The 12,280-nt window shown below is 62.3% G+C and carries 14 protein-coding genes; 13 read left to right on the top strand and 1 reads right to left on the bottom strand.

Annotated elements, in window-relative coordinates; translation table 11 throughout:
- Positions 1–32 precede the first annotated feature (32 nt).
- The 12 genes from HMPREF3172_RS08690 to HMPREF3172_RS08635 all read left to right on the top strand — a co-directional run bounded on the left by HMPREF3172_RS08690 (position 33) and on the right by HMPREF3172_RS08635 (position 10,652).
- On the top strand, positions 33–839 hold the full coding sequence (locus tag HMPREF3172_RS08690; protein WP_019175539.1) for a serine hydrolase: 807 nt from the start codon (positions 33–35) through the stop codon (positions 837–839).
- Between the two features lie 33 nt (positions 840–872).
- Positions 873–1,913, top strand: a complete 1,041-nt coding sequence (locus HMPREF3172_RS08685; protein WP_070516837.1) for a dipeptidase — start codon at positions 873–875, stop codon at positions 1,911–1,913.
- 5 nt (positions 1,914–1,918) lie between these two features.
- On the top strand, positions 1,919–2,647 hold the full coding sequence (locus HMPREF3172_RS08680) for a type 1 glutamine amidotransferase (RefSeq protein ID WP_070516836.1): 729 nt from the start codon (positions 1,919–1,921) through the stop codon (positions 2,645–2,647).
- A gap of 163 nt (positions 2,648–2,810) precedes the next feature.
- A complete protein-coding gene (locus tag HMPREF3172_RS08675; RefSeq protein ID WP_061944227.1) occupies positions 2,811–3,446 on the top strand; it encodes a hypothetical protein in 636 nt (211 codons plus the stop codon).
- Positions 3,446–3,961 carry an OmpA family protein gene (locus tag HMPREF3172_RS08670; protein ID WP_141741619.1) on the top strand — a complete coding sequence of 172 codons (516 nt, stop codon included), beginning with the start codon at positions 3,446–3,448 and terminating at the stop codon, positions 3,959–3,961. Before HMPREF3172_RS08675 ends, HMPREF3172_RS08670 begins: the two co-directional genes overlap by 1 nt.
- A gap of 17 nt (positions 3,962–3,978) precedes the next feature.
- On the top strand, positions 3,979–4,698 hold the full coding sequence (locus HMPREF3172_RS08665) for a response regulator transcription factor (RefSeq protein ID WP_019175534.1): 720 nt from the start codon (positions 3,979–3,981) through the stop codon (positions 4,696–4,698).
- Complete coding sequence (locus HMPREF3172_RS08660; protein WP_070424413.1) at positions 4,695–5,606, top strand: sensor histidine kinase; 912 nt, start codon at positions 4,695–4,697, stop codon at positions 5,604–5,606. The genes HMPREF3172_RS08665 and HMPREF3172_RS08660 overlap by 4 nt, the downstream gene beginning before the upstream one ends.
- A 70-nt stretch (positions 5,607–5,676) precedes the next feature.
- A complete protein-coding gene (locus HMPREF3172_RS08655) occupies positions 5,677–7,182 on the top strand; it encodes an MFS transporter (RefSeq protein WP_070516832.1) in 1,506 nt (501 codons plus the stop codon).
- Between the two features lie 179 nt (positions 7,183–7,361).
- Entirely contained in the window at positions 7,362–8,642 is a 1,281-nt protein-coding gene (locus HMPREF3172_RS08650) for a dicarboxylate/amino acid:cation symporter (RefSeq protein ID WP_070516830.1), read from the top strand.
- Complete coding sequence (locus HMPREF3172_RS08645) at positions 8,642–9,055, top strand: YchJ family protein (protein WP_070516828.1); 414 nt, start codon at positions 8,642–8,644, stop codon at positions 9,053–9,055. Before HMPREF3172_RS08650 ends, HMPREF3172_RS08645 begins: the two co-directional genes overlap by 1 nt.
- Positions 9,056–9,060: 5 nt before the next feature.
- A complete protein-coding gene (locus HMPREF3172_RS08640) occupies positions 9,061–9,711 on the top strand; it encodes a phosphoribosylanthranilate isomerase (RefSeq protein ID WP_070516825.1) in 651 nt (216 codons plus the stop codon).
- A gap of 104 nt (positions 9,712–9,815) precedes the next feature.
- Positions 9,816–10,652, top strand: a complete 837-nt coding sequence (locus tag HMPREF3172_RS08635) for a poly(ethylene terephthalate) hydrolase family protein (protein WP_070516823.1) — start codon at positions 9,816–9,818, stop codon at positions 10,650–10,652.
- A gap of 107 nt (positions 10,653–10,759) precedes the next feature.
- Here HMPREF3172_RS08635 and HMPREF3172_RS08630 read toward each other — a convergent pair whose 3' ends face one another.
- Positions 10,760–11,737 carry a potassium channel beta subunit family protein gene (locus tag HMPREF3172_RS08630; protein ID WP_256173371.1) on the bottom strand — a complete coding sequence of 326 codons (978 nt, stop codon included), beginning with the start codon at positions 11,735–11,737 and terminating at the stop codon, positions 10,760–10,762.
- 94 nt (positions 11,738–11,831) lie between these two features.
- On the opposite strand from HMPREF3172_RS08630, the gene HMPREF3172_RS08625 reads away from it, so the two are divergent.
- Complete coding sequence (locus HMPREF3172_RS08625; RefSeq protein WP_070516819.1) at positions 11,832–12,089, top strand: hypothetical protein; 258 nt, start codon at positions 11,832–11,834, stop codon at positions 12,087–12,089.
- The last annotated feature ends 191 nt before the right edge of the window (positions 12,090–12,280 follow it).

The raw sequence follows: 12,280 nt of genomic DNA, 5'->3' as shown, positions 1-12,280 counted from the left end.
GGCCGCGAACAACGCCGGAGAAAGGCAGAACAATGACAGCTGACCTGTTCACACGTCTCGACGGAGTTGAATTCTCGGCACGCGCAATCGACATCGACACGGGCGAAGAGGTGTTCAGCCACGAACCCGACCGCGTGCTCTCCACCGCATCGATCGCCAAGATCTTCCTGCTGCACGCAGCGCTGAAGATGAAGAACAACGGTGAACTGCGCCTGGATGAGCGGCTGACCCGCAACGCGGCAGAGCGCGTCGACGAATCCGGCATCTGGTACCTGCTTGACCAGCCGGATCTGACAATCCACGACGTCGGCATGCTGATCGGCGCCTTCAGCGACAACTTCGCCACGAACGTGCTCATCTCCCGTGTCGGCCTGGACCGCGTAGCCAAAGAAGTCGAAGCGCTGGGCTACAAGGACTCCGCGCTGCACGACTTCCTGCGCTGGCCGCGCCCAGCAGGAGCACCCCGCCGCCTGTCATCGGGCACCGCCTACGAACTGAGCGACTACATGGCGCGGCTGTCCCGCGACGAACTGTTCGACCCGATGACCTCGGAAATGATGCGCCGCTGGCTCGGTGCGGGAGCCGACACCTCGATGGTGGCTTCCTACTTCGAACCAGACCCTCTGGCGCACTACTACTACACGCGCGGCGAATGGATTGTGAACAAGACCGGTACCGACTCCAGCGTCCGTGCCGACACCGGCATCGCCTTCACACGCGAACGCCGCGTGGCCTACGCAGTCTTCGCCAACTGGGCCGCAGACGAAGACCGCGTTCTCGAAGTCATGCCGATAATGCGCGAAGCCGGCGGCCTCATCAGCGCCCACCTGCACGCCTGACACACCCCAACCGGACTGAAGAAAGGACCGGCGATGCCGTCTCCACTCATCCCCATTTTCGATGGCCACAATGACCTCCCTTACCTGCTGCGCGAAACCTGCAGCTCTTCCGTCGCTGACCTCGACCGCCCCGACGGGGTTGTCGAAACCAACATTCCGCAGCTGCGCGACGGCGGAGTGGCCGCACAGTTCTGGTCGGTCTTCGTCGACTCGGCGATCAAGGGCGACGAAGCTGTCCGCTGGACGCTCGAACAGATCGACCTCGTCGACCGCCTGATCAGCACCTACCCGAATGACCTCGCCTGGGCTACAACCGCGGAAGCGATCCGTGCCGAGCGAGCTGCCGGGCGCATCGGCGGTCTGCTGGGTGTTGAGGGCGGCAACCAGATCAACGAATCACTCGGCGCGCTGCGGATGTTCGCCAAGCTCGGCGCTCGCTACATGACGTTGACGTGGTCGACCACCCACAGCTGGGCTGACTCGGCAACTGACGAGGAAGTGCACGGCGGTCTGAGCGACTTCGGTCGGGAAGTGGTCAAGGAGATGAACCGGATCGGCATGATCCCGGACCTGTCTCACGTGGCCCCCAGCGTTATGGACCAGGTGCTCGGCATGACCGACCTGCCGGTGCTCTTCACCCACTCGAACGCGCTGAACCTGTGCTCGCACCCGCGCAATGTGCCCGATGACATCATCGACCGTCTGCCGGCAAACGGGGGAGTGCACATGCTGACCTTCGTGCCCTCATTCGTGTCGCAGGAACGCTACGACTGGGTTAAAAACGGAGAAGAAGGCACAGCCCCAGAAGTCACCATCAGCGATGTTGCCGACCACATCGACTACGTGCGCGAACGCATCGGCATTGACCACGTGGGCATCGGATCGGACTTCTGCGGAACGGACTCGTTCCCCACGGGACTGGACAATGCGAGCACCTATCCGGCTCTCATTGACGAACTGCGCTCGCGTTCGTGGTCGGAAGACGACCTTGAGAAACTCGGCTTCGACAACGCGCTGCGCGTGCTGGAAGCCCACGACGACCGCTATCGCAGTTTCCTGCGCTCAGGAGAGTAAGAACCATGGCCCGCATCCTCATCATCGTCAATGACGTTGATTCACAGCCCAGGCGACTGCTGCCGCGCCTGATTGACCACCACATCGAGTTCGACCTGCGCATTGGGCCGGGACCGGACGGCACGTTCAATGACATCCCAGGTCCGGACGTCGTTGACGACTACGACGGCTTCGTCTACCTGGGCGGCGGCTACATGCCGGATGAAACCGACCGGGCGCCCTGGCTGGAACGCGAGGCGGAACTCGTGCGGGCCGCATGGGATGCCGACAAACCGCAGCTGGGCATCTGCCTGGGCGGACAGCTGCTGGCCCACGTGGCCGGCGGCACCGTGAAAGCCAAAACGGGTGCACCCGAAAAGGGCGCAACCGAGATCACGTTCACCGCGGATGCCGCTGCTGACCCCGTGTTCGGCAAGGTGGGTCCGAAAACCCACTTCATTGAGAGCCACGTGGATCGCATCACTCAACTGCCGGAATCGGCCCAGCTGCTGGGCAGCAGCGAACTGTGCGAAATCCAGGCGTTCCGCATCGGTCGGTCGTGGGGCATGCAGTTCCACCCCGAAGCGTCTGCTGATTCCGTGCGCGGCTGGGAAGCCGACGGCCTGGCCAAACTGGGCTTTGACAAGGACACGCTTGTCGAACACGCGGACCGGGTTGAAGAGGACAGCGGGCGCAATGCCCAGGCGCTGTTCGACGGCTTTGCACGCGAGGTGATTGAGGCAAGCCGTCGCTGATGCGTACACGCTGAGTTCACCTGTGTGTCTCAGAATGTCGCGAAGCTGGTACAAGTTTCCGGACTCTTGCGACTTCTGTGCGACGAACAGGGCTTTGCGCGTTCGTAGTCTTGAGTCAGCAAGCACGACAGGGCCCACCCGGTCCGCTACCGAAAGGTTTCACATGCGCACGACAAAAGTACGAACAGTCATCGCCGCGGCGGCCGTGGCTGCATCCCTGGGTCTGACGGGGTGCTCGGTTGACTTCAACACCGGGTCTGACGACAAAAAGGAAACGTCTGAACAGTCAGAGCAGAATGACAGTTCGGACAGCTCCGGCAGCGGTTCTGGCGAAGCGGCGTCCCAGAGCGATGGGGACTCAGACACTGCAGACTCCGAGGACTCCGGCAGCGGTTCGGAAGCGGCTGCTTCGGGTGACGTCCTGGCCGAAGTCGAAGTTCCGGCGAAGGTGGACGGGGATAAAGATGCCAAGCTCAAAGTCCGACTGATCAGCGTCAAGCGCAACCAGCAGACGGTAGAAGCAGTCTACGGCTTCACCCTGGAAACTCAGATCGATAAGCAGATCGATTTGTATAGTGCCCGCGGTACCGGTTTTCAGCCTTACGCGGTAGATACGAAGAACTTCAACAAGCACAAGATGATCAGAGATCTCAGTGATTCGTACTTCGACATTAAATTGACTCCGGGGACGGAAGCTCGGAGCAAGGCCGCTTTCGGTGCTCCGCCGGAAGACGTTGACACGATGGACGTCTTCCTGTGGGAAGGTGAGCCGCTGGTTAAGGGCGTGAAGATCCAGTGATGGCCCGCACCAAGCTCGCAGCCGTCGGCTTGGTCGGACTCATGGCGTTCGGTGCCGCTCCCGCAGCAGCTGCCGTGAAAGCGGAAATCAATCCGATCAAGGCCGAGATCATCCCGCTTAAAGACAACATCGAGCCGATGGATGACACGCGCGAAGACGCCGGCGAAAAAGTCGTCACGCTGTCCTCAGACGTGCTGTTCGACCTCGGCAAATGGGACCTGTCTGACGGTGCGAAGAAGAAGATCGCCGAACTGGTCAAGAAGGTGCCGCAGAACGCCACCGTCCGGGTTGAAGGTCACACGGACAATCTGCCCTACAAGGAAGGCAACGACGTTCTGTCTAAGCGCCGCGCTGAAGCCGTGTCCAAGGCTATTAAGGAAGCCCGGTCTGACATCAAGACCGAAGTCAAGGGCTTTGGCGACAGCAAGCCGGTCGAACCGAATGAAAAGGGCGGCAAAGACAACCCCGAGGGTCGCGAAAAGAACCGACGGGTTGAAATCCGCTACGACGGCTGAGCCCGCGAAGGAACACAATGTCCGCCCAGACACGACCGCATGTGCTGCTCGTCGATGATGACTCCACGATCCGCGAGCACTTGGCCCCCGTGCTGCGCCGCAGCGGCCTCGACACTGAAACCGCAGCTGACGGTGTCGAGGCGCTGCGGGCCATCGAGGCCCGCCGCCCGGACCTGGTCATCCTTGATGTGCTCATGCCGAATCTCGACGGCCGCGAGGTCCTGCGCCGCATCAGGGCTGACGACGAATGGCTGCCCGTCATCCTCTTGACCGAGGTGGGGGAGACCTTCGAACGGGCAGCCGCCCTTGATGACGGTGCGGATGATTACATGACCAAGCCGTTTGACCCGGTTGAGCTCATGGCGCGCGTCCGTGCCGTTCTGCGCCGCACGCAGCGGGGCCAGACGCCGCTGAGCGCAGCCCAAGCTCTTGTATCGGGCGAGCTGCGTCTGGACCGGCCTGCCCGGAGACTTTTTGTCGACGGAAGCGAACGGCAGCTGACACCGCGGGCCTTTGCTCTTCTGGAATTCCTTATGAGCCACCCCGACGAGGTGTTCTCTCGCCAGCGTCTGCTGGAAACCGTGTGGGGTTTCGAGGCGATTGTGACCACACGCGCGGTTGATCACAGAATTGCCGAAATCCGCAGGGAATTGGGTGACGATTCGAGCGATCCCGCTTACATTGAGACGGTGTCGGGTGCAGGATATCGATTTCTTGGAGCAGTGGATCGCGGATGAGCGAACAGAAACAGCAGCGCACGCCGCTGGTCATCGCCTCTGCGCTGCTTGCGCCCCTGCTCATCGGGCTGATCGTGACGGTGGGGTGGCTGTTCGTCGACTCACGAACCCAAGCGGTCATCACGGCCCGGGTAGCGTGGGCGCCCCTCGTTTTCGGCCTGCTGCTGTCTGGCCTGTTCGCGGCTGGTTTCGCCGCTGTCGTCCTTGCCAGGCGCGGTGCCGTCAAGGCCTCAGCGCAGGTGCGCGATGAGCAGACTCGCCGCCGCCAGCGCCTGCTGGCCCGTCTGGACCACGAACTGAAGAACCCCATTCAGGGCATTCGTGCAGCCCTGGCCGACGAACCGTCCCAGCGGCAGCGCGACAGCATCGATGCTCAGGCCGTGCGTCTGAGCAGTCTGCTCAGCAACCTGCGCAAGATCAGCGAAGTCGAACACGCTGAACTCGAACCCTCCGCGGTCAACATCGGCGCTCTCGTTCACGAGGCGGTGCAGACGGTTCTTGAAATTCCGGGGGCCCGGGAACGCAGGTTCCAAGTGTCGCTGCCCCAGGCACCGCGCCCCCTGCCGCACGTTCGGGGTGACTCAGACCTGCTGTTCTTGGCCGTGTCGAATGTGCTGAGCAACGCGGTGAAGTACTCGCCGCCGGGAGCGCACATTGAGGTTCGCGGCCGCGAAGAGAGTGGTTGGGTTGTCATCGAGTGCGCCGATACCGGCCGCGGAATAGCGCCGGATGAGATCGAAACCGTGTGGGAAGAGCTCGGCCGTTCACGCGAAGTCCGCGGCACTGAGGGCAGCGGGCTCGGCTTGCCGATGGTCCGCGCCATCATCGAACGCCACGGCGGCACCGCTTCGCTGCAGTCCTGGTACGGCCAGGGCTCAACCGTCACACTGCGCCTGCCGGCCATGTAGGTTTTCCTGTTTTAGCCATCCTCACTGCTCTTCGTTACAGTGATTGATGTCTCGAAACAGGAAGGTTTGTATGAGTTCTGACAGCAGCTCAGAAGAATTGCTCGCATCAGACTACGCACGCGAAGCCGAAGACCACGCGGCTGATCCGAAAGTTGTCCGCCGGGCAACAGCTGCATCGGCCATCGGCAATATGACCGAGTGGTACGACTACGGCGTCTACGCGATCGCCGCAACGTATATCGCCCATCACTTCTTCGATGCACTCGGCGAGTACCAGATCATGGCCACCATGGCGACGTACGCCATTTCCTTCTTGGCGAGACCCCTGGGTGGGTTCTTCTGGGGTCCCATGGGCGACAAGATCGGCCGCAAGGGCGTGCTGGCCGCCACAATCCTGCTCATGGCCGGGGCAACAACCCTCATCGGACTGCTGCCGACCTATCAGACGATCGGCATCTGGGCACCCATTTTGCTCATTGTCCTGCGCCTGGTGCAGGGCTTTTCCACCGGCGGTGAGTACGGCGGTGCCGCCACCTACATGGCTGAGTACGCGCCCAACCGTCGCCGCGGCTTCTTCGGTTCGTTCCTCGAGGCGAGCTCGCTGACCGGCTACGTCATCGGTGCGGCACTCATGCTCATCATCCAGTTCACCGTGACCCCTGAGCAGATGGACTCCTTCGGCTGGAGGATCCCGTTCCTCATCGCACTTCCCATGGGCTTCATCGGCTGGTACCTGCGCTCGAAGCTTGAAGACACCCCGGTGTTCAATGAAATCCAGGAAGACCCGGAAGAGGACGACACCTCGACAATGGACCGCTTCCGCGCGGTGTTCAAGGAGTACCGCCGCGACGTCATCATCCTGTTTGCGCTGGTCGCAACCGTCAACATGGTCAATTACACGCTGCTGACCTACATGCCGTCCTACTTCGAAGCGCAGATCGGCATGGATTCGCAGACCTCGCTCATCGTGATCCTCGTCGGCGAGCTGTTCATCGTGCTGTTCATGCCGATCTTCGGTGCGGCTTCCGATAAGTTCGGTCGTCGGCCGCTGTGGTTCTTCACCACGATCGCCGTGGGTGTTCTCGCGATCCCCATGTTCAAGATGATGTCGCTCGGCTTCGGCTTTGCCCTCGTGGGCTTCGCAGTGCTCGGCATCGCCTACGTGCCGATGCTCGCGACGATTTCGGCGACTTTCCCGGCGATGTTCCCCGCACACGTGCGCCTGCTGGGCTTCTCGGTCACCTACAACCTGTCCGTGTCGGCTCTCGGCGGCACTGCCGGACTGATCAACGAAGCCGGCGTCAAAGCAACAGGCGACCTCCTGTTCCCGGCGTACTACATGATCCTCGCCTGCGTCATCGGTCTGGTGGCCACATGGTTCATGCCAGAAACCGCTGGTGCATCGATTCACGGCCGCCAGCAGCCCGGCACCGTCGGCACCCGCGTTATGCCGCAGTCGCCGACGGACAAGGCACTGGCTGAGCGCCGTCAGCCCGGCCAGCGCGGCATGACACACGACGAAATGGTCGAAAAGGCTGAACGGGTCGCAGAAGAAGACGAATCCAGCGACACCTGAGCTCACAGGCCGTAAAGCCGCACGGCACCTCGGCGGCACAGGGGCGTTCGGTCCACTCTCCGGAGTGAACCGAAGGCCCCTATTCGTGCGCCGCGTGCACGGGCATCCCCGGGCTTCCCTAGAATCCTGTGTATTCCCTTAATGCCATTCTTTGTTCACCGCAGAAAGCACAACAACTCATGAAGCTGATCCGTTCACTCCCGCTTCTGGTGTGGATCGTCATCGCGATCGTCCTCGGAATCCTCGTCGGCCCGATCCTGCCGGCCTGGCTCGGCGGAGTTTTCGCCACCTACAATTCCGTGTTCTCCGGTCTGCTGTCGTTCGTTGTGCCGCTCATCATCTTCGGTCTTGTCGCACCGGCAATTGCAGAACTCGGCAAAGGGGGAGGCAAACAGCTGGGCGTGACCGCGGGCATCTCCTACACCTCGACCCTGCTTGCGGGTCTGCTGGCCTATTTCACCTCCAGCTGGCTGTTCCGCTCCTCACTTGAGGGCACCGACATCAAGGGCATCGCCGATGCGGAGGGCGAGGGCTTCGCCCCGTTCTTCACCGTGGTCAGCGAGGCCACTGAGATTGACCCCGACGACCCGCTGGCCGCGGCCGACGTGGCTACCGAAATCGTGCTGGAGCCCGTCATCGGCGTCATGAGCGCCCTCGTTCTGGCCATCATCATCGGCGCGGGCCTGACGGCGTTCCGCAGCCGTGTTCTTTTCCGAGGAGCCATCGAGTTCCGCTCAATTGTCGAAAGCCTCATCCGCAACGTCATCGTGCCAGCTCTGCCGCTGTTCATCTTCGGGATCTTTGCAGAGCTTGCCCACAGCGGTGCGGCTGTCATCGTCGTGCAGAAGTTCCTGCTGGTGGTCATAGTGTCGTTCGCGCTGACCCTCTTCATGTTGCTCATCCAGTACACGGCGGCCGGAGCAATTGCCGGACGCAACCCCGTGAAGTCGCTGTGGAACATGCGCGATGCCTACTTCACCGCACTTGGCACGGCATCGTCTGCCGCGACGATCCCGGTCACCCTGCGCTCAGCCAAGAAAAACGGCGTATCCGACACCGTGGCCGGCTTCGTTGTTCCCCTGTGTGCCACCGTCCACCTGTCGGGTTCGATGATCAAGATCACGTGCTTCTCGATGGCCGTCCTCATGATCACCGGCGGTGACACATCGTTCCTGACGTACCTGCCGTTCATCCTCATGCTCGGCGTCATGATGATTGCCGCACCGGGTGTTCCCGGCGGCGCAATTGCCGCCGCGGCCGGTCTGCTCACGCAGATGCTCGGCTTTGGCGAGGTGGAAGTGGGCCTCATGTTCGCCGCCTACATTGCGCTCGACAGCTTCGGCACGGCCGCCAACGTCACCGGTGATGGCGCGATTGCCATGATCGTCGACAAGATCGGCGGCCGTCCCGCGGAGGGCTCCGGGCAGGACGAAAACGACCGCATCATCGAAGCGACCTGATGATTCCCCGCAGAGCCTCTGACACGTGCCCCTGCGGCGGCCTTCCTTCCGGTGCCGGCCTGGGCGACTGCTGCCTGCCGCTGCTGGAAGGCACACGCACAGCCGACACAGCTGAGGCGCTCATGCGCTCGCGGTTTACGGCTTTTGCCTTAGGCAACGCCGATTATCTGTTCCGCACGTGGCATCCCCGTACGCGACCGGCTGATACACAGCCGGATGCCGAGGTGGAGTGGACTTCTCTTGACATCCTCGACACGGTCGATGGGGGAGTGGGCGATACGACTGGGGTCGTCGAGTTCGCGGCTCACTATCGTGTTGGCGGCGAGACCGGCACCATGCGGGAGCGCTCGTCTTTTGCTGTCCGGGCCGGCCGCTGGTTCTACGTTGACGGTGAACACGAAAGCGCAGGCTGAGTACAGTGACTGACTCTCTTTTCGTCAAAGTATGCGGTGTCCGAACGCGCGACGACGTGCGGGCTGCCGTCGATGCAGGCGCTGACGCGCTGGGCATCATGCACTACGAGCCATCGCCGCGGCACGTCGACGCAGACGCCGCGGAACAGCTTGTCACCTGGATTCACGAGGCGGGGTCAGCGCTCGCGGTTCTTGTGGTCTTCGACATGGACGCGGCTGATGCTGCTTCCATGGCTCAGCGGATCGGTGCTGATGCCCTGCAGCTGCACGGCCACTACGAGCACTCCGATTTCACCGCTGCACGTGCTGCGGCACCGGGCTTGAAGCTATGGCGTGCTGTGTCTCTGGCCCACGACCCTGAAGCCCACGCCGGCGCATTCGGCGACGACCTCCTGCTGCTTGATGCTCCCGCGCCGGGCGCAGGTCAGCGGTGGGACCAAACCCAGCTGCACGAACGCGACCGAGGACCGTTTGTCCTCGCCGGCGGCCTCAACCCCGACAACGTCGCCCAGGCCGCCGAATCCTCGGGGGCAATCGGCGTCGACGTGTCATCCGGTGTGGAATTCAGTCGGGGAGTGAAGGACCACGCCCTCATCCGGACCTTCATCGAAAAGGTGCGGTCCGTGCGGAAGCCGGCGGCACCTCGTCAGTCCTGAGCCTCCCAGCACCGCTGGGGAGCCAACACGCGGTCGGCACCTGAGCCGAAAACGGGCTGTGCGGCGGTACATTGAATGAGTCTTCCCCACATTCCAGGAGTGCCATGTCAGGCAGGTTCGTCAGTCGACGATCATTTGCGCTCGGCAGCCTCGCAGCCGCCGCTCTGACCGTCATGCCCGCGGCCCGCACCCAGTACGGTGCGGTCAGTGCTTCAGCCGCTGACGTCCGCCTTCCCGGACCCCACAAACTCCTCCAGTCGCGCCTGGTCAGAACCCCCGGCTACGGTGCCGCAACCCTGTTCTGGCCGCGCGAACCGCAGGCGCGCTGCCCCGTTGTCGTCACATTCCCCGGCTATACGGGCAAAGCCGAGGAAATGCACACGATCGCCAAGCGACTCGCCACCCACGGCTGCGCTGTTCTGGCCGCAGGATCAATCGAACCGAAGGCATTTCCGGAGTACCGGGCCAAGCAGATGCTCGCGGCACTCGATGACGTCCGCGGTCGCGGTGAATGGGCAAGCGTCATCGACCCGGCGAAAACCGCGCTGGTCGGCTACTCCATGGGCGGCGGAGGGGCGCTTACCGCTGCGGAGCGCGAAAACGTGTCCGCTGTTGTTGCCCTCAACCCCTGGGCACAGCGCGGCTTCAGCAAAGTCACATCACCGGTGCTCATTGTGGGCGGCAGCAACGACACGGTCGCGCCCATGAGCGAACACGCCCGACCCATCTACACCAGCATGAAGAAGTCGCGGCAGCGGGCAATGCTCACACGGATTGCCGGTCGACATAACAGCGGAATCATCGACGACCCGCTCATCCTTTCGCGCATTACGGCGTTCATCAAAGTCCACGCCGCCGGTGAAGCCGCCTACCAGCCAGCGCTGAAGGCCCAAGCGGAGCCGCTGATTCGCTGGCAAATGGACCCTGCACCGGGGGCATAAACGCTTCTAGCGTTTGAGTGCCAAGGCCCAGAAAACAGCGGGGCGAGCGGCTGTATGTGCCGCCCGCCCCGCGTGTGGATTCAGTCAGGGATTCGATACGCGGGTCGTCAGCTGAAGATCTCGTCCAGCTGGGCCTTGAGGCCGTCGTCCAAACGCTCCTTGGCAATCAGCGCACCCATGTTGTCCTTGACCTGAGCAACTGAGCTTGCGCCTGTGATGACCGTCGACACGTGTGGGTTCTTCAGCAGCCACGCAAGCGACAGCTGTGCTGGAGTCACGTCGAGGTCGCGGGCCATGTCGACCACGCGGCACACACGGTCAGCGGTTTCCGGTTTGGTGGATTCCTCCGCCAAGTGGCCGTGGCCCTTTGCCGTCGCACGTGAACCTTCGGGGACGCCGTCGAGGTACTTGCCGGTGAGGATCCCGCCGGCCAACGGACTCCACGTGGTCAGACCCAGGCCGATGTCCTCGTAAAGGCGCGCGTATTCGTCTTCCACGCGGGTGCGGTTGAGCAGGTTGTACTGCGGCTGTTCCATATACGGCTTGTGCAGGTGGTGCCGCTCCGCGATCTCATAGGCGCCGCGGATCTCCTCGGCTGACCATTCGGAGGTTCCCCAGTACAGGGCCTTGCCGCTGGAGACGATGTCGCTCATCGCCCACACGGTTTCCTCCAGCGTGGTGTCCGGGTCCGGACGGTGGCAGAACACGAGGTCAACGAAGTCGAGGCCCAAACGCTCAAGCGAACCGTCGATTCCCTGCATCAGGTACTTGCGGTTGAGGGTGTTCTTGAGGTTGACGTTGTCCTCAATTCCCCAGAACAGCTTGGTCGAAATGACATAGGAATTGCGCTTCCAGCCGAGCTCTTCAATGGCCTGTCCCATGATCTCTTCGGACTTCCCGCCGGCGTAGACCTCGGCGTTGTCGAAGAAGTTGACACCGGCTTCGGCAGCGGTCTGCATGCACTCCTTGGCAAGACCGGTGTCAATGGAATCGCCGAACGTGACCCACGAACCGAACGACAGTTCGCTCACTTTGAGGCCCGCGCGGCCCAGACGGTTGTACTGCATCTGCGTGTTCTCACTCATGCCCCCAGCCTAGGACCGCGCCGGGGCGGATGTCAGCCCCAAAAGCGGGGGTGCTGGGACGCTCGCTGAAGCTGTTTGCTTCAATAGAGGGGTGATGAAGACAGATGTAAACATCCGCCCGTTCACCGAAACCACGCCCGTAACGCTCACTTCTGAGCAGTTCGCCGAAGATTTCGGCATCCCGGAGAGCGCCTGCGAAGAGTTCATTCGCCTGGCTGTTCTCAACGACAGCTTTTCCTATGACGCGCAGCTGGACGTCTTTGCCGAAAAGACCCCGCGCGAAGACTACGCACCCTGGGTGCGCGGTCTCCTCAACTACAACCGGGCCCGCCAGACAGCGGCAGCTGTCTGAGTCGGCTCAGCCCACAAACCAAAGGCACGAGGCGGAAGGCGATTTCCGCCTCGTGCTTTTGTTTTCATTTCCTCTTGCGCGTTTGTGTTGTGGGGTGCGCCGGTCAGTCGTCGATGTGCGCTTCGCTCGCTGCGCCGCCTGAACGCAGACTCACGCTTTAATGCAGCTTTGCGCTTTAATGCGCTGCATTA

The sequence above is a fragment of the Brevibacterium sp. HMSC08F02 genome, from assembly GCF_001807555.1.
Classification (GTDB): Bacteria; Actinomycetota; Actinomycetes; order Actinomycetales; family Brevibacteriaceae; genus Brevibacterium; species Brevibacterium ravenspurgense.
This window is presented reverse-complemented; position numbering and strand designations above follow the sequence as displayed.